Here is a 16,093-nt window from a genome sequence, read left to right as displayed (position 1 = left end):
GGCGGGCTCAGCCGAGCAGCCGCAGAGACGTCGCGGATCTGCCCAGCCGGACCGTCTGACCCCATGTCAGCTCCAGCGCGTCGCTCTCCATGCCGTCGCCGAAGGCCACCAGCCGGTCGGACTCGACGGTGAGCCGCAGCCGTTCCGTGTCGGCCAGCACCCCTTCCACCAGCGAGGTGCCGGTGGCGGGGGAGGGCCAGGCCTCCCTGACGTACCAGATCAGCCGGTTGTCGGTGGGACCGGGAAGCGGCAGGGCGCTGCCGCGTTCCCGCCGCAGCGAGCGCAGCCAGCCCGTGGCGCCCGTGCCGGTGCCGACCAGCACGCCGGACGACGCCTGGGCCTCGCCGGGAGCCGTCCCGTCGTCAGGGCCGAGGCGGTAGCGGGCGGTCTGGTGGCCCGGCCGGCCGAGATAGATCTCGTTGAGCGCGAGCAGCCGCTCGCTGTCGTCGGCGACCGCCTCCACCATGGTCAGCTCGTCGACGGAGCCGGCGCGGGCGGCCGCCGCCCGCAGCAGTCCGGCCGCGTCGGCCGCCCGATGGCGTACCAGCACACCCGGGTTGCGGCCCGGGTCCGTGTCGATCCCGACCACCGGCTGGCCCGACAGATACTTGGCGGCGTTGGCGACCAGTCCGTCCTGGCCCACGACGATCACCACATCCTCGGGGGCGAACAGGAACCGGTCCAGGTCCGCCCGCTCCACCCGCGCCTGCCGCCATTGCAAGGGCACAGCGGCCGCCACCTCGGCGAGCGCCCTCCGCGCCCGGTGGTGACGCTCCGCCACCTCCTCGATGGACCGGCCGCGCGAGGAGAGGAAGAAGGCGGCCTGGCCGTGGGTGCCGTGCCGGGTGAGCAGCTCCTCGTACTCACTGGTGCGGTGCACCAGCACCGCGCGCGGCGCGAGGCTCACCGCCGCTCCCCGCCCGCCCCGCCGAGCTTGGCCAGCAGGCCGGTGAGGACATCGGGGGAGAGGGTGACGCTGTCGATGCGCGGCAGGTTCTCGGCGAGCCTGGTGGCGGCCAGCGCGTGCAGCGTGGCGGCGTCCGCATCGCCGTGGACCCGCAGCCAGGCGGACTGGGCGCCGGCCCGCGCCTCGCCGGTCTCCCGCGCGGCCTCGGCCTGCGCCTTGGCCAGCCGTACGGTACGCAGCGCCTCGGCCTCGGCGCGTATGGCGTCCGCCGCCGCGCTCTCCTCGGCCTCACGGCGGGCGTTGGCGCCCTGTTGCTCGACCAGCCGTTCCTCCCTGCGGGCCAGTTCGATCTTGCTGGCGAGTTCGTTCTCCGCGATGGCGCGCTCGCGCTCCACGGCCACGGCGCGGCGCTCATAGGTGGCCCGGTCCGCCTCCTGCTGGATCTGTTCCCGCGTGGGGGTGCGCAGCGCGCGCTCCACCTCGGGCTCCGGGCGGATGGCGACGACCCGGGCCGCCACCACCTCGATCCCGGTGGCGGGCAGCCGCGGTTCCGCCGCCAGACCGCCGGAGATCCGCTCCCGTACCGACGCCACGCCGTCCGCCAGGGTTTCCGAGAGCGAGGTACGGGCCAGTACGTCGAGCGCGTGCTGCTGGGCGGTCTCGGTGAGCAGGGTGGAGATCTGCTCCAGCGGGGCGCCGCGCCAGACGCCGGTGTCCGGGTCGATGGAGAAGTCCAGTCGGGCGGCCGCGGTGGCGGGTTCGCTGATCCGGTACGTCACGGTGGCCTGCACGGTGACGTCCTGGAAGTCCGACGTACGCGCGTGGAAGGCCATCGCCAACTCGCGGTCGTCCACCGGGATCTCGGAGAGCGCGGCGGTCAGCGCCCGGAACCAGAAGCTCAGCCCGGGACCGTCGTGGACGAGCCGGCCGCGCCGGTGGTGGCGGATATGGGCGGTGGGCGCGGAGCGCAGATGGCGCCGGCCGAGGCGCCGGGTGATGTCGGCCATGGAAAGGACCCCCTCTTCTCGTCAAGAAGACGCTATCGAGGGGGTCCGTTATCGTCAAGGTGACGAAAGAGGGGGGCGGGCCCGTTCGCAGGGGAATCCCGGGGGTCAGGCGATGGACGCCGAGATGATCGCGGAGACCGCGATGTTGCAGGACGCCGTCACCCACACCGCCGGATGCGGCTCCGGCTCCACCAGCGTCGCTCCCAGCTTCCCCGGCGTGACGAGATCGACCACCAGGAACGCCACCGCCATCATCACCAGGCCCAGCAGCCCGAACAGGGCGGTCGACGCGAGCCCCTTGCCGAAGTCGTCGTACGTCGTCCAGATCGACGTGAACACGATGCCGCCGATGCCCAGCAGGGCCGAGCTGAGGAGGATCGCGGCGTTGCGGTTGCGCTCCTCCCAGATCTGCTTGCCGAGCTTTCCGGGGGTCAGCATGTCCACCAGGACGATGCCGAGGATCAGCAGGACCACACCGAGTGCCCCGTAGGCACCGGCCCGGCCAAGTCCATTGACTATGTCGCTCATTGAGTAGTCCGTCTCCGCGGCTGAAGGTGGCTGAAGGTGGCTGAAGGTGGCTGAAGCCGATCGAGGCAAAGGCGCCGCAAAATGTATCGCACGGACCCCGCGCCCCGTCTGACCCGTACGGCCCAGCAACGCTGACCCCCCGCGCGCCGCGCCGCAGAGAGTGGAGTCGTACGTCCACACCTCCCCGACACCCGGAGCCCGCCATGACCCGTCAGAACCGGCACGACCTCGGCCTGCTCGCCCTGCGGCTCGGCGCCGGAGCGGTGCTCGCGGCGCACGGCACCCAGAAACTGTTCGGCTGGTTCGGCGGCGCCGGGATCAACGGGACCGGTCAGGGCATGGAGGCCATGGGCTTCCGGCCGGGCAGGCCGAGCGCCGTCGCCTCCGGGCTGGCCGAGGCCGGCGGCGGGCTGCTGCTGGCCCTGGGCCTGGCCACCCCGGCGGCCGGGGCCGCGGCGGCGGGCGGCATGGCGGCGGCGGTCTCGGTCCATGTCCCCAACGGGTTCTTCAACCAGGCGGGCGGCCTGGAGCATCCGGGCTTCCTCGGCTGGACCGCGGCGTGCATCGGCCTCATGGGGGCCGGACGCTACTCGCTCGACCACGCCACCTGTCACCGCCTCAACCAGGACTGGATGGTCCCGGCCGCCTTCGTGACGAGCGCGGCCGCGGCCGCGGTGATCATCCACAAGCGGGCCAAGGCGCTGGAGGCGGCCGCCGACGAGGGCGCGAACTGACGGCGCGGCAGGGAGGCAGCCGTCATGGCGGACATCGACATCCGCGACAACCGGCCGAAGGGCCGCCTGGAGGCGTACGAGGACGGCCAGGTCGTCGGCCTCATCGTCTACTTCACCCTGGACGCCACCCCCGCCGCACTGGTCGCCGTGCACACCGTGGTGGAGGAGAGCCATGAGGGGAAGGGCATCGCGGGCGCGCTGGTACGGGAGTTCTACGCGATGGCCGGGCGCGAGGGCGTGCCGGTCGTACCGCTGTGCCCGTACGCGTCCGGATGGGCGCGCCGCCATCCCGACGAGGCCCCCGCGGCCCCGGCCGACGCGGTCAGGGCCGCGGAGGAACAGCTGAAGGCCGGCCCCCCACGCCGGTGAAACGCGCCTGTGGCACAACAGCCCTAGAGCCTGTCGGGCTCTTACGACCTGGTGCACGATAGCCAGCGGGCTCCCGACGCCCTGCGACTCCGCCTCCGGCGTTGTCGTCAGTCGACGACGCTCCGCGTCGCCTCCCTCCTCCGCCTTGGATGCGAAGCCGCAAGACGCCGCTCGCTGATCCACTGGCTATCGTGCACCAGGTCGTTAGCATGGCGATCATGCTTGCGCTGCTGCACACCTCCCCGGTCCATGTACCGGTCTTCGACGCGCTGCGGGACGCCGGCCATCCGGGGCTCGCCCTGCGGCATCTGGTCCACGAGGACCTCCTCGCCCGGGCTGTGGCCGAGGGGCCTCAGGCCGTGGCGGCCGGCGTCGAAGCGGCGCTCGCCGCCGCCGTCGCGGCGGGGGCGAGCGCCGTGCTCTGCACCTGCTCCACGATCGGCGGGGTGGCCGAACGGGCCGGCGAGGCCCTCGGCGTGCCGGTGCTGCGGGTCGACCGGCCGATGGCGCGCGCGGCGGCCTCGGCCGGCCGGGTCGTGGTGGTGGCCGCGCTGGAGAGCACACTGGAACCGACGGCCGAGCTGATCCGCGAGGAGGCGGCGGGACGCCCGGTGGATCTGCGTACGCTGGTGGTGGAGGGCGCCTGGGCACGCTTCGAGGCCGGTGACCGCGACGGCTATCTGGACGCGGTCGCCGCCGCCGTCGACAGCGTCACGGCGGCGGATGTGATCGTGCTGGCCCAGGTCTCGATGGCCGACGCGGCGCGGCGCACCACCAACACCACGCCGGTGCTCTCCAGCCCGCGCCCCGGGCTGGCCGCCGCCGCGGCCGCCGCCGGGGCCTGACGGGCGGCCCCGCGGATCACCCTGACGGGCGGCCCGCGGATCATGAGTGGACCCGGCGCGCGTGGGCAGGCGCACCACGAGACATTGGGAACGCACGACCCGCACTACTGGAGGTCAGGCATGACCAGCCCTTACCCCGACCCCGTACCGCCCTCGCCCACGCCGACCCCCGGCCCGCCAGGACCCGAGCCGGGACCGCTGCCGGGACCGGCGCCCGTTCCCTCGCCGCCGCCGACCCCGGCGCCCCCGCCGCGCCCCTCGCCGGTGCCCACGCCGGACCCGATTCCCAGCCCGCCGGGCCCCGACCCCGTACCGGAGCCGGAGCCCGCACCCGGGCCGCTCGGCTGATCAGCCGGCCGCGACCTCGGAACGGTCGCCGCCCCACAGGGTGTGGAACGAGCCCTCACGGTCGGTGCGCCGGTAGGTGTGCGCGCCGAAGAAGTCGCGCTGCGCCTGGGTGAGCGCGGCGGGCAGCCGCTCCGCGCGCAGCGCGTCGTAGTACGCGAGCGCCGCGGAGAAGCCCGGTGTCGGGACACCCTGGTGCACCGCGGCGGCGATCACCGCGCGCCAGTCGTCCTGCGCCGCGCCGATCTCCTCGGCGAACTGCTTGTCGGACAGCAGACTCGGCAGGTCGCGCTGCGTGTCGTACGCCTCGCGGATCCGGTCGAGGAACGCGGCACGGATGATGCAGCCCGCCCGCCAGATCGCGGCGACCGAACCGAGGTCGATGTCCCAGCCGTACTCCTCACTGCCCGCCTGGATCTGGTGGAAGCCCTGGGTGTACGAGACGATCTTGGACGCGTAGAGCGCCTGCTCGACCTGGTCGGCGAAGCGCGCCGCGGCGGCCTCGTCCAGCGGCGCAGCCGCCGGGCCCGCCAGTGAGCGGGACGCCTCACGCAGCGCCGCGTGCCCGGACAGGGAGCGCGCGAAGACCGCCTCGGCGATGCCGGAGACCGGCACGCCCAGATCGAGGGCGATCTGTACGGTCCAGCGTCCGGTGCCCTTCTGCTCGGCCTGGTCGGTGACGATGTCCACGAACGGCTTGCCGGTCGCCTCGTCCGTGTGGGCGAGCACCTCCGCCGTGATGTCGATCAGGTACGAGTCGAGCCGGCCGGTGTTCCAGGTCCTGAAGGTCTCCGCGATCCGGGCGGGGGAGTAGCCCGCGACGGACCGCAGCAGGTGGTACGCCTCGGCGATCAGCTGCATGTCGGCGTACTCGATGCCGTTGTGGACCATCTTCACGAAGTGGCCCGCGCCGTCCGGACCGATATGGGCGACGGTGGGCGCTCCGTCGGGCGCCTTCGCGGCGATCTTCTCCAGCAGCGGGCCGAGCGACGCGTACGACTCTGCGGAGCCGCCCGGCATGATGCTGGGACCGTGCAGCGCGCCCTCCTCGCCGCCCGAGATGCCGACGCCGACGAAGTGGATGCCGCGCTCGCGCAGCTCCTTCTCGCGGCGGCGGGTGTCGGCGAAGTGGGCGTTGCCGCCGTCGATGATGACGTCGCCCTTCTCCAGCAGCGGGGCGAACTCCTGGATCACGGCGTCCGTCGGATCGCCGGCCTTCACCATGATGATGAGACGGCGCGGGCGCTCCAGCGCCGCGACGAAGTCCGCCGCGGACTCCGCGGCGACAAAGGTGCCCTCGTCGCCGAACTCGTCCACCAGCGCACGGGTCTTCGACGCGGTGCGGTTGTGCACGGCGACGGTGAGGCCGTTGCGGGCGAAGTTCCGGGCGAGGTTGCGGCCCATCACCGCAAGCCCCGTGACGCCGATCTGGGCAGTACCACTCATGCGTGCGCTCCTGGATGTCCGTCGGATGTGCCGCGCCCGCCCGTAGGGATACGTACTGCCGGACACGGCCGTTCGTCAATCGTCAAGCCGCCCGGAGGGTTCCGCATTTCCGGGCCTGTCGCATCGTGCCGTGTTCACCCTACGAACGCGAGGGGGTGTGGGCCGGATGCACCGCCGGGACCGCCGTTACCGGGCCGGCGGCAACAGCGCGCGGACCGGGGATCGTTCACGAAGTATTGACACTCTCTCAGCGGCGGCGTAACACTGGCACCGCTTTGGAGAGCGCTCTCCCACAGGATTCCGGCTTCTCGCCGAACACGGGTACGGCTCTCCGCGGTGCACCATCCAGCTCCACTCTCCCCCCCACCGCACACCCGACGTGTGCGGACGAAGAGCGGCATGGAGGTCCGCATGGCCGATAGATTCCGCAGAACCGCCCTGGTGTCCGCGTTGCTCGTCGCCACCGCCCTGGCCCTGGTGGCCTTCGGGCTCACCGCGATCCCGGACGCCACCACCGCCACCGCGCGCGCGGCCGAACACCCGGCCGCGGCGGCGAAGGCAGCCCACGCCGGGCACAAGATGGCCCCGGCCGTCCCCGTACCGTCCGGCGACGATCCCGACGGGGACGGATACATTCCGGCGAATCCGCCCGTGACCGGGGTGGTGCCGTCCGCCGAGATTCCGCCGCACCGTTACTTCCACGAGTTCCAGGCGAACTGCACGGTCTCGCACGCCAGGCCGGACGACCCGATCGTCTTCCCGGGCCAGCCCGGCGCGTCGCACAACCACACCTTCATGGGCAACACCACGACCGATGCCGCGAGCACCACCGCTTCGCTGAGCGGCGGCGGCACCGCGTGCAAGGCGCCCGGTGACAAGTCCGCGTACTGGATGCCGACCCTCTACAAGGGCGCTCAGGAGATCCGCCCGGTCGGCCCGCAGACCATCTACTACAAGTCGGGCGTCACCGACTACCGGAGCGTGCGGCCGTTCCCCAAGGGGCTGCGCTTCGTGGTCGGCAACCCGATGCAGACCGCCGAACAGTTCCGTAACCACCCGGGCTGGGTGGAGGGCTGGGAGTGCGGGGAGTCGTACAACAACACCGAATTCCCGGCGAGCTGCCCGACCGCCCAGGACGTGCAGCTCAACCTGCGCTTCCAGGCACCCAGTTGCTGGGACGGCAAGTACCTGGACACGCCCAATCACCAGAGCCATATGGCCTATCCGACCGCCCAGGGCGCCAACCAGGACGTCTGCCCCACCTCGCACCCGGTGGCCCTGCCGATGATCGAGTTCAAGATGGCCTGGCCCGTCAACGGCGATATGTCGCAGGTCAGGCTGGCCAGCGGAACCGGCCACTCCTTCCACTACGACTTCTTCAACGCCTGGGACGACGCCACGCTGAGGGCCCTGACGCAGCACTGCGTCATCGAGGGTCTCCAGTGTGACGCCCGCGGGTACGACCAGGCCCATCCCGAGGCCGGCGCCGCGCTCAACGCGAACTACGAACTGCCCTGACCGTCGCGCTCTCCCTCGTGGGTGCTCCGCGCCCATGGGGGAGAGCGCTCTCCCACCCCAGAGGGGACAGCACCCCATGTACCGACCAGCCATCAGAAAGCGGCGGGCGGCGGCCCCGCTCGCCGTCACCGCCCTGCTCGCCGCGTGCGCCGTGGCCCTCCCGGCCCCGGCCGCCCACGCCGCGGGCAGCGTCGTCAAGGTCACCGGATCGCAGGGAAACTGGCAGCTCACCGTCGACGGAGCGCCCTACCAGGTCAAGGGCCTGACCTGGGGCCCCGCCGTGGCCGATGCCGCGCGCTATATGCCCGACGTCGCGTCGATGGGCGCCAATACCGTACGGACCTGGGGCACCGACGCCACCAGCAAGCCGCTCTTCGACGCGGCGGCCGCCAACCGGGTCAAGGTGATCGCCGGGTTCTGGCTCCAGCCGGGGGGCGGTCCCGGCAGCGGTGGCTGCGTCAACTACCTCACGGACACCACGTACAAGAACGACATGCTCGCGGAGTTCCCCAAGTGGGTGGACACCTACAAGGACCACCCGGGCGTGCTGATGTGGAACGTCGGCAACGAGTCCGTCCTCGGGCTGCAGAACTGCTACAGCGGGGACGCGCTGGAGCAGCAGCGCAACGCGTACACCACCTTCGTCAATGAGATCGCGAAGAAGATCCACGCCGTCGACCCCAACCACCCGGTGACCTCGACCGACGCGTGGACCGGGGCCTGGCCGTACTACAAGCGCAACGCGCCCGACCTCGATCTGTACGCCGTGAACTCCTACGGCGATGTGTGCAACATCAAGCAGACCTGGGAGTCCGGCGGCTACACCAAGCCGTACATCGTCACCGAGGGCGGCCCGGCCGGCGAGTGGGAGGTGCCGAACGACGCCAACGGAGTGCCCGACGAACCCGCGGACACCGCGAAGGCGGCCGGCTACACCAAGGCCTGGGACTGCGTCACCGGGCACCGGGGAGTGGCGCTCGGGGCGACGCTCTTCCACTACGGCACGGAGTACGACTTCGGCGGCGTCTGGTTCAACCTGCTGCCCGCAGGACAGAAGCGGCTGTCGTACTACGCGGTCAAGAAGGCGTACGGCGGTGACACCTCCCGGGACAACACGCCGCCCGTGATCTCCTCGATGACCGTCGACGGGGCCGCCTCGGTCCCGGCCGGCCGGGAGTTCACGATCCGCGCCTCGATCGCGGACCCGGACGGCGATCCGCTCTCCTACCAGGTGCTCGTCGGCAGCAAGTACCTGGACAACGCGGGTCAGTTGAACGACGCGCAGTTCACCGCCCAGGGCAACGGCACCTTCAAGGTGACCGCCCCCGAGCGGCTCGGCGTGTGGAAGGTCTACATCAAGGCCTCCGACGGCAAGGGTAATGTCGGCATCGAGACGAAGTCGTTCAAGGTAGTGCCGCCGCCGGTCGGCGGGACCAACATCGCCAGGGGCAAGCCGGCCACGGCCTCCACGTTCCAGCCGACCGGAACCGGCTGCCCCTGCACCGCGGGGAACGCGGTGGACGGCTCGCTCGACACCCGGTGGGCGAGTGACTGGAGCGACGGGCAGTGGATCCAGGTCGATCTGGGCGCCAAGACCGCGTTCCGTCATGTGCAGCTCGCCTGGGAGGCCGCGTACGCCAAGGGCTACACCCTTCAGACCTCCGACAACGGCCAGGACTGGACGACCCTGCGCACCGTCACCGACGGCAATGGCGGGATCGATGACTACGACGTCACCGGCAACGCCCGCTATGTGAGGGTCAACGCGTCCGTACGGGGCACCCCGTGGGGCTACTCGCTCTACGAGTTCGGCGTGTACAGCTGAGTTCGTAGCCCGGGCCGCGCCGTCTCCACCCCGCTGTCGGCGCGGCCCGGCAGTCCGCGGCGGGCCACGGCAGTCCGTGGCCCGCCGCGGATTCTGCTGTGCGCGGGACACAGCCGGGACCGGGCCAGGACGCGGTCGGCACATGGCCGACGCCCGGCCGGGCGCTCGGGTACGGGCTCCGGTTGGCGGCAAAGTCCGTACCGCCTCGGGCACCGAACGGGCACGGACCTGGCTTAAATCGGGCAGTGATCCGGGTAACACCGACCCCGTTCACGGCCTTGATCAGCGCAGATGCCCTGGGTGAAACGGGCCTGAACGGGCACAGTCGATGCTGCGAAGAGCCTGGTCGCCGCCGGTCTCTTGCTTGTACAAACGACGCATGAGCCCGAACGGGTGCTGAGCCGCAGCAAGCAGGGAAGTGTGTTGTCGTGGACACCGACGAGCGCCGACGAGAAATTCTTGAGATCGCCCGACGTGACGGGTCAGTGGAAGTCACCGCACTGGCCGGGAAGCTTCATGTGGCCAAGGAGACCGTCCGGCGCGATCTGCACGCCCTGGAGGAACACGGGCTGGTGCGGCGCACCCATGGCGGCGCCTATCCGGTGGAGAGCGCCGGGTTCGAGACGACTCTCGCGGTACGGACCACCCGCCTCGTACCCCAGAAGTCACGGATCGCGGCGGCCGCCGCCGATCTCCTCGGCGACGCGGAAACGGTCTTCGTCGACGAGGGCTTCACCCCCCAGCTCGTCGCCGAGGCCCTGCCCCGGGACCGGCCGCTGACCGTGGTCACCGCGTCCCTCGCGGTGGCGACCGCACTCGCCGACGCGGAGAAGATCGCCGTGCTGCTGCTCGGCGGCCGGGTGCGCGGTTCCACGATGGCCACGGTCGACCACTGGACCACCCGGATGCTCTCCGAATTCGTCATCGACCTGGCGTACGTCGGAGCCAACGGCATCTCCCGTGAATACGGCCTGACCACCCCCGATCCGGCCGTCAGCGAGGTGAAGGCCCAGGCGATGCGCAGCGCGCGGCGCCGTGTCTTCGCCGGCATCCATACCAAGTTCGGCGCGGTCAGCTTCTGCCGGTTCGCCGAGGTCAGCGACTTCGAATCGATCGTCACGGACTCGGGGCTGCCCTCGGCGGAGGCGCAGCGCTACTCCCTCCTCGGACCGCAGGTCATCCGCGTCTGAACCCGCACCAACCCCCTCACGTGTGCCCATGGCCCCCGCCCGACAGGCCGGGAGGCGGGGCGGACACGTCCCCAGAACCCCTTACGCACCATCGAATGATCAGGAGAATCTCATGCCCCTCCAGCAACGACGACGTGCAATCAGCGTGCGTGTGGGCGCGGGCGCGGCCCTGGCGGCGCTCCTCGCGGGGTGCAGCGGCGCGGGCGGCACCTCTTCCGGCGGGGATGACACCCTCAACGTGCTCATGGTGAACAACCCGCAGATGGTCGAGTTGCAGAAGCTGACCGCGGACAACTTCACGAAGGAGACCGGAATCAAGGTCAACTTCACGGTCCTGCCGGAGAACGACGTCCGCGACAAGATCACTCAGGACTTCTCGAACCAGGCCGGTCAGTACGACGTCGCCACGATCAGCAACTTCGAGGTGCCGTTCTACGCCAAGAACGGCTGGCTGCACCCGCTCGACGACTACACCGCCAAGGACAAGGCCTTCGACCAGGGCGACATACTCAAGCCCCTCCAGGAGTCCCTGACCGCGGAGGACGGCAAGCTCTACGGCCAGCCCTTCTACGGCGAGTCGTCCTTCCTCATGTACCGCAAGGACGTCTTCGACGCGAAGAACCTGACGATGCCGGCGAAGCCCACCTGGCAGGAGGTCGCCGATCTCGCCGCCAAGGCGGACGGCGCGGAGAAGGGCATGAAGGGCATCTGTCTGCGCGGACTGCCCGGCTGGGGCGAGGTCATCGCGCCGCTGACCACCGTCGTCAACACCATGGGCGGCACCTGGTTCACCAAGGACTGGGAGGCTCAGCTCACCTCCCCGGAGTTCACCAAGGCCACCCAGTTCTATGTCGACCTGGTGCGCAAGCACGGTGAGGCGGGCGCGCCGCAGTCCGGCTACGCCGAGTGCCTCAACAACATGACGCAGGGCAAGACCGCCATGTGGTACGACGCCACCGCCGGCGCCGGATCGCTGGAGGCGAAGGGCTCCCCGGTCAAGGGCAAGATCGGCTATGTGCCGGCGCCCGTGGACAAGACGGAAAGCTCCGGCTGGCTCTACACCTGGGCCTGGGGCATGCAGAAGGCGTCCACCAAGACCGAGAGCGCCTGGAAGTTCATGTCCTGGGCGTCCAGCAAGGAGTACGAGAACCTCGTCGGCGAGAAGATCGGCTGGGCCAATGTGCCCGCGGGCAAGCGCGCCTCGACCTACGCCAACCCCGACTACCTGAAGGACGCGGCCGCGTTCGCCGACGTCACCAAGCAGGCCATCGCCAGCGCCAACCCGCGTGACCCGGGCACCCAGCCCCGCCCGACGGTCGGCATCCAGTTCGTCGACATCCCGGAGTTCACCGACCTGGGCACCAAGGTCTCGCAGGAGATCAGCGCGGCCATCGCGGGCAAGAAGTCGGTCGCCGAGGCGCTGAAGGTCTCGCAGGCGCTCGCCGAGAAGGTGGGCGAGGAGCAGCGGTGAGTACCTCCGTCAGCACACCCCCACTGTCCCCGGCCGGCGCGTCGCGCCCCTCCCCGCAGCGGCGGGCCGGCCGGGGGGCCTCGGGACGGGCCCGCGCCTGGGCCACCCGCGCCCCCCTCCTGCCCGCCCTCGTCTTCCTCGTCGCCGTCACCCAGCTGCCCTTCGTGGCCACGCTGGTGATCTCGCTCTTCGACTGGAACTCGCTCGCCCCCGACGAGCGCGCCTTCGCCGGGCTCTCCAACTACGGGTCCGTGTTCAGCGACGCGAGCCTGCGCGACTCGGTGTTCACCACGGTCCTGCTCACCGCGAGCGTCGTGATCGTCAGCGTGGTCCTCGGACTGCTGCTGGCCCTGCTGCTCGACCGTAAGTTCATGGGCCGTGGCTTTGTCCGCACCCTGCTGATCACCCCGTTCCTGCTGGTCCCCGTCTCGGCGGCGCTGCTGTGGAAGCACGCGCTCTACAACCCCGAGTACGGCCTGCTGAACGGCGCGTGGGCCTGGTTCGCCGGACTGTTCGGCGACTCCGCCCCGGCCCAGCCGGACTGGATCTCCGACATGCCGCTGCTGGCGGTCGAGGCCTCCCTCATCTGGCAGTGGACGCCGTTCATGATGCTCATCCTGCTCGCCGGACTGCAGAGCAGGCCCGCCGAGATCACGGAGGCGGCGAAGCTGGACGGCGCGACCGGCTGGCAGGCGTTCCGCTACCTCACCCTGCCGCATCTGCGCCGCTATCTGGAGCTGGGCATCCTGCTCGGCTCGATCTACATCGTGCAGAACTTCGACGCGGTCTTCACCCTCACCTCGGGAGGACTGGGCACCGCGAACCTTCCGTACACCATCTACCAGACCTTCTACCAGGCTCACGAGTACGGACTGGCCTCCGCCGCCGGAGTGGTCGTCGTGATCGGCACGATCGTGATCGCGACCTTCGCCCTGCGGGTGGTCTCGTCCCTCTTCAGTGAGGAGGCGAACCGCGCATGAGTACGCACTCCGCGACGGAAACCCCGAAGTCCGCCGCCACCGCACGGCCCCGCATCGATCCGTACGCACCCGCCACCCGGCGGGCCAGGCGGCGGTCCGCCGGACTGGGCGTGCTGGCCTGGATTGTCGGCATCCTCTTCTGTCTGCCGGCGCTCTGGATGCTGCTCACCTCCTTCCACTCGGAGGCGGACGCGGCGACCAACCCGCCGTCGCTCGCCGCCGGGCTCACGCTCGACAGCTACCGGGTGTTCTTCGGCGCCGGAGGCGGGGCGAGCCCCTGGCCGCCCCTGATCAACTCCCTGACCGCGTCGCTGTTCTCCACGCTGTTCGTGCTCGTGCTCGCCCTCCCGGCGGCGTACGCGCTCTCCATCAAGCGCGTGGAGAAGTGGACGGACGTGATGTTCTTCTTCCTGTCCACGAAGATGCTGCCGGTCGTCGCCGGACTGCTGCCGGTGTACCTGTTCGCGAAGAACATCGGGATGCTGGACAACATCTGGCTGCTCGTCCTCCTCTACACCTCGATGAATCTGCCGATCGCGGTGTGGATGATGCAGTCCTTCCTCGCGGATGTGCCGGTCTCCATCATCGAGGCCGCGCAGGTGGACGGCGCCCGGCTGCCGACCGTCCTGGCCAGGGTGGTGGCGCCGGTGGCCGCGCCCGGTATCGCGGCCACCGCGCTGATCTGCTTCATCTTCAGCTGGAACGAGCTCCTCTTCGCCCGGGTGCTCACCGGGGTGACGGCTCAGACCGCCCCCGTGTTCCTGACGGGCTTCGTGACCAGCCAGGGTCTCTTCCTCGCCCAGCTGTGCGCCGCGTCCGTCGTTGTTTCCCTGCCGGTGCTCGCCGCCGGTTTCGCCGCCCAGGACAAGCTGGTCCAGGGCCTTTCTCTTGGAGCTGTTAAGTAATGAGGGCAGCGATCGTCGAAGCCGTCGGCAAGGTCTCCGTCACGACGGTTCCCGACCCCACCCCGGGCCCCCGGGACGTGGTTGTCGCCGTCGCCGCGTGCGGACTCTGCGGCACCGATCTGCATATTCTCCAGGGCGAGTTCGCGCCCACCCTGCCGATCGTGCCAGGTCATGAGTTCGCCGGTGAGATCGTGGGCATCGGCTCCGATGTCACCGAACTGTCGGTGGGTGACAAGGTCGCCGTCGATCCCTCACTGCACTGCAACGAGTGCCGTTACTGCCGGGCCGGGCGGGGCAACCTGTGCGACCGCTGGAAGGCCATCGGAGTCACGGAGCCGGGGGGAGCGGCCGAGTACGCCGTGGCGCCCGTGGCCAACTGTGTCCGGCTGCCCGACCATGTCGACGTGCGGGACGCGGCGCTGATCGAGCCGCTGTCCTGCGCGGTCCGCGGATATGACGTCCTCAGCTCCACCCTCGGTGCCGAGGTACTGATCTACGGCTCCGGCACCATGGGCCTGATGATGCTGGAGCTCGCCAAGCGCACCGGCGCCGCCGGAGTCGATATCCTGGACATCAACCCGGAGCGGCTGGCGACCGCCGCCCAGCTCGGCTGCTCGCGCTCCGCCGCCACGGCGGAGGAGTTCGACCGGCCCGGCGGCTGGGACGTCGTCATCGATGCCACCGGCAACGCCGGAGCCATCCAGGACGGCCTCGGCCGGGTGGCCAAGGGAGGAACGTTCCTGCAGTTCGGGGTCGCCGACTACGCGACGACCGCGGTCATCGAGCCGTACCGCATCTACAACCAGGAGATCACCATCACCGGCTCCATGGCGGTGCTGCACAGCTACGAGCGGGCCGCCGCGCTCTTCGCCAGCGGGGTCCTCGACCCGGCGGTGTTCATCAGCGACCGGCTGCCGCTGGAGCAGTACCCGCAGGCGATCGACCGGTTCAAGGCGGGCCAGGGCCGCAAGATCGTGGTGCAGCCGTGAGCGGTGGCCCCGCCGCCGGCATCGGTCCCGGCGCCGTCCTGGTGATGGGAGAGGCGCTCATCGACCTCGTCCCGTCGCCGGGCGATCCGGAGACACACCGCGCCCAGCCCGGCGGCGCGCCCGCCAATGTCGCTGCCGGGCTGGCCCGTCTCGCCACGCCCAGCTGGTTCGCCGGCGCGCTCGGCGGCGACGGCTTCGCCCGTACGATCGAACAGCGGCTGGTCTCCGCCGGTACCGAACTCGGCCTCTGCGCACGCTCGCCGCTTCCCACGGCGCTCGCGGTCGCGGACCCCGGCCCGGACGGCACCGGCTACCACTTCCACCTCCAGGACACGGCGACCTTCCGGATCACGGACCGCGCCGCGGAGGTGGACCGGTTCGGCGCGGTGTACGTGGGCGGACTCGCCGCGGTCGTCGAACCGGCGGCCGAGGCGGTGGCGGCGACCGCACGCGCGGGCGCCGAGCGCTCCCTGCTGGTGGTGGACCCCAATGTGCGCGAGGACCGTACGCTCGATCCGGAGCTGAGCGCGCGCCGGCTCCGGGAGCTGTGCTCCCTCGCGCACGTCATCAAGGCGAGCGACGAGGACCTGGAGCGGCTCTGGCCCGGTACCGACCCCGACGAGACCTGCCGGCGGCTGGCGGGGAAGGGCCGGCTCGTGGTGCTCACCCGCGGCGCCCGGGGCAGCACGGCCTACACCCGCTCCGGCGAACCGGTGTCCGTGCCCGCGGTGCCCGTCGACGTGGTCAACACGATCGGCGCCGGGGACGCCTTCATGGCGGCTGTCCTGCACTGGCTCACCACCAACGGCGCGCACCGCGAGGGCGGCGTGGACCGGCTGCCGCCCGACCGCGTGGAGGAGATGCTGGGCTTCGCCTCCCAGGTGGCCGCCTCCGTCTGCGCGCAGACCGGTACGGAACCCTCGATACCGGCCCGTAGCTGAGCGGCCCCCCACGGCCCGTCCGGCATCCGTCGGACGGACCAGCCCCCCCGAACAGCCGGAGCCACCGCTCTTCCCCCCGGAGGCGGTGGCTCC

General features: G+C 70.9%; 16 protein-coding genes. 12 read left to right on the top strand and 4 right to left on the bottom strand.

Features of this window, described 5'->3' with window-relative positions; translation table 11 throughout:
• Positions 1-7: 7 nt before the first annotated feature.
• From ACFVWW_RS03880 to ACFVWW_RS03870, 3 genes are all read right to left on the bottom strand, one after another.
• The gene (locus ACFVWW_RS03880) at positions 8-907 is read right to left on the bottom strand and encodes a hypothetical protein (RefSeq protein ID WP_386875742.1); all 900 of its coding nucleotides are present in this window, start codon (positions 905-907) and stop codon (positions 8-10) included.
• A complete protein-coding gene (locus tag ACFVWW_RS03875; RefSeq protein ID WP_384184256.1) occupies positions 904-1,914 on the bottom strand; it encodes an SPFH domain-containing protein in 1,011 nt (336 codons plus the stop codon). Before ACFVWW_RS03875 ends, ACFVWW_RS03880 begins: the two co-directional genes overlap by 4 nt.
• Positions 1,915-2,019: 105 nt before the next feature.
• Positions 2,020-2,442 (bottom strand): DUF350 domain-containing protein, encoded by a 423-nt coding sequence (locus ACFVWW_RS03870; protein WP_384184253.1) that lies wholly within the window; start codon positions 2,440-2,442, stop codon positions 2,020-2,022.
• 203 nt (positions 2,443-2,645) lie between these two features.
• Between ACFVWW_RS03870 and ACFVWW_RS03865 the strand changes: the two genes are divergently transcribed.
• The 4 genes from ACFVWW_RS03865 (at position 2,646) to ACFVWW_RS03850 (ending at position 4,738) form a co-directional block, all read left to right on the top strand.
• Positions 2,646-3,176, top strand: coding sequence for a DoxX family protein (locus tag ACFVWW_RS03865; RefSeq protein ID WP_384337730.1), 531 nt, complete (start codon positions 2,646-2,648; stop codon positions 3,174-3,176).
• A 24-nt stretch (positions 3,177-3,200) separates the two neighbouring features.
• The gene (locus tag ACFVWW_RS03860; RefSeq protein WP_386875739.1) at positions 3,201-3,545 is read left to right on the top strand and encodes a GNAT family N-acetyltransferase; all 345 of its coding nucleotides are present in this window, start codon (positions 3,201-3,203) and stop codon (positions 3,543-3,545) included.
• 218 nt (positions 3,546-3,763) lie between these two features.
• The gene (locus tag ACFVWW_RS03855; RefSeq protein WP_386876729.1) at positions 3,764-4,390 is read left to right on the top strand and encodes an aspartate/glutamate racemase family protein; all 627 of its coding nucleotides are present in this window, start codon (positions 3,764-3,766) and stop codon (positions 4,388-4,390) included.
• Between the two features lie 120 nt (positions 4,391-4,510).
• Positions 4,511-4,738 (top strand): hypothetical protein, encoded by a 228-nt coding sequence (locus ACFVWW_RS03850; RefSeq protein WP_384184245.1) that lies wholly within the window; start codon positions 4,511-4,513, stop codon positions 4,736-4,738.
• Here ACFVWW_RS03850 and gndA read toward each other — a convergent pair whose 3' ends face one another.
• Positions 4,739-6,181: an NADP-dependent phosphogluconate dehydrogenase gene (gndA, locus tag ACFVWW_RS03845; RefSeq protein ID WP_386875737.1), complete on the bottom strand. Its 1,443-nt coding sequence runs from the start codon at positions 6,179-6,181 to the stop codon at positions 4,739-4,741.
• A 411-nt stretch (positions 6,182-6,592) separates the two neighbouring features.
• Here gndA and ACFVWW_RS03840 point away from each other — a divergent pair, with 411 nt between their 5' ends.
• The 8 genes from ACFVWW_RS03840 (at position 6,593) to ACFVWW_RS03805 (ending at position 16,000) form a co-directional block, all read left to right on the top strand.
• Complete coding sequence (locus ACFVWW_RS03840) at positions 6,593-7,699, top strand: DUF1996 domain-containing protein (RefSeq protein ID WP_384184239.1); 1,107 nt, start codon at positions 6,593-6,595, stop codon at positions 7,697-7,699.
• A gap of 76 nt (positions 7,700-7,775) precedes the next feature.
• Complete coding sequence (locus ACFVWW_RS03835) at positions 7,776-9,524, top strand: discoidin domain-containing protein (protein ID WP_384184236.1); 1,749 nt, start codon at positions 7,776-7,778, stop codon at positions 9,522-9,524.
• Between the two features lie 428 nt (positions 9,525-9,952).
• The gene (locus ACFVWW_RS03830; RefSeq protein WP_384190842.1) at positions 9,953-10,714 is read left to right on the top strand and encodes a DeoR/GlpR family DNA-binding transcription regulator; all 762 of its coding nucleotides are present in this window, start codon (positions 9,953-9,955) and stop codon (positions 10,712-10,714) included.
• Between the two features lie 112 nt (positions 10,715-10,826).
• Positions 10,827-12,185 (top strand): ABC transporter substrate-binding protein, encoded by a 1,359-nt coding sequence (locus tag ACFVWW_RS03825; RefSeq protein ID WP_384190839.1) that lies wholly within the window; start codon positions 10,827-10,829, stop codon positions 12,183-12,185.
• On the top strand, positions 12,182-13,165 hold the full coding sequence (locus ACFVWW_RS03820; RefSeq protein ID WP_384190836.1) for a carbohydrate ABC transporter permease: 984 nt from the start codon (positions 12,182-12,184) through the stop codon (positions 13,163-13,165). The genes ACFVWW_RS03825 and ACFVWW_RS03820 overlap by 4 nt, the downstream gene beginning before the upstream one ends.
• Positions 13,162-14,070 carry a carbohydrate ABC transporter permease gene (locus tag ACFVWW_RS03815; RefSeq protein ID WP_384190834.1) on the top strand — a complete coding sequence of 303 codons (909 nt, stop codon included), beginning with the start codon at positions 13,162-13,164 and terminating at the stop codon, positions 14,068-14,070. The genes ACFVWW_RS03820 and ACFVWW_RS03815 overlap by 4 nt, the downstream gene beginning before the upstream one ends.
• The gene (locus ACFVWW_RS03810) at positions 14,070-15,059 is read left to right on the top strand and encodes a zinc-dependent alcohol dehydrogenase family protein (RefSeq protein ID WP_384190831.1); all 990 of its coding nucleotides are present in this window, start codon (positions 14,070-14,072) and stop codon (positions 15,057-15,059) included. Before ACFVWW_RS03815 ends, ACFVWW_RS03810 begins: the two co-directional genes overlap by 1 nt.
• Complete coding sequence (locus ACFVWW_RS03805; RefSeq protein ID WP_384190828.1) at positions 15,056-16,000, top strand: carbohydrate kinase; 945 nt, start codon at positions 15,056-15,058, stop codon at positions 15,998-16,000. The genes ACFVWW_RS03810 and ACFVWW_RS03805 overlap by 4 nt, the downstream gene beginning before the upstream one ends.
• The last annotated feature ends 93 nt before the right edge of the window (positions 16,001-16,093 follow it).

It is taken from the genome of Streptomyces sp. NPDC058198 (genome assembly GCF_042882605.1).
Lineage (GTDB): Bacteria > Actinomycetota > Actinomycetes > Streptomycetales > Streptomycetaceae > Streptomyces.
This window is presented reverse-complemented; position numbering and strand designations above follow the sequence as displayed.

Coding starts and splice junctions, on each gene's coding strand:
- ACFVWW_RS03875 (WP_384184256.1), bottom strand. CDS start 1,914: ATGGCCGACATCACCCGGCGCCTCGGCCGGCGCCATCTGCGCTCCGCG.
- ACFVWW_RS03870 (WP_384184253.1), bottom strand. CDS start 2,442: ATGAGCGACATAGTCAATGGACTTGGCCGGGCCGGTGCCTACGGGGCA.
- ACFVWW_RS03865 (WP_384337730.1), top strand. CDS start 2,646: ATGACCCGTCAGAACCGGCACGACCTCGGCCTGCTCGCCCTGCGGCTC.
- ACFVWW_RS03860 (WP_386875739.1), top strand. CDS start 3,201: ATGGCGGACATCGACATCCGCGACAACCGGCCGAAGGGCCGCCTGGAG.
- ACFVWW_RS03855 (WP_386876729.1), top strand. CDS start 3,764: ATGCTTGCGCTGCTGCACACCTCCCCGGTCCATGTACCGGTCTTCGAC.
- ACFVWW_RS03850 (WP_384184245.1), top strand. CDS start 4,511: ATGACCAGCCCTTACCCCGACCCCGTACCGCCCTCGCCCACGCCGACC.
- gndA (WP_386875737.1), bottom strand. CDS start 6,181: ATGAGTGGTACTGCCCAGATCGGCGTCACGGGGCTTGCGGTGATGGGC.
- ACFVWW_RS03840 (WP_384184239.1), top strand. CDS start 6,593: ATGGCCGATAGATTCCGCAGAACCGCCCTGGTGTCCGCGTTGCTCGTC.
- ACFVWW_RS03835 (WP_384184236.1), top strand. CDS start 7,776: ATGTACCGACCAGCCATCAGAAAGCGGCGGGCGGCGGCCCCGCTCGCC.
- ACFVWW_RS03825 (WP_384190839.1), top strand. CDS start 10,827: ATGCCCCTCCAGCAACGACGACGTGCAATCAGCGTGCGTGTGGGCGCG.
- ACFVWW_RS03815 (WP_384190834.1), top strand. CDS start 13,162: ATGAGTACGCACTCCGCGACGGAAACCCCGAAGTCCGCCGCCACCGCA.
- ACFVWW_RS03810 (WP_384190831.1), top strand. CDS start 14,070: ATGAGGGCAGCGATCGTCGAAGCCGTCGGCAAGGTCTCCGTCACGACG.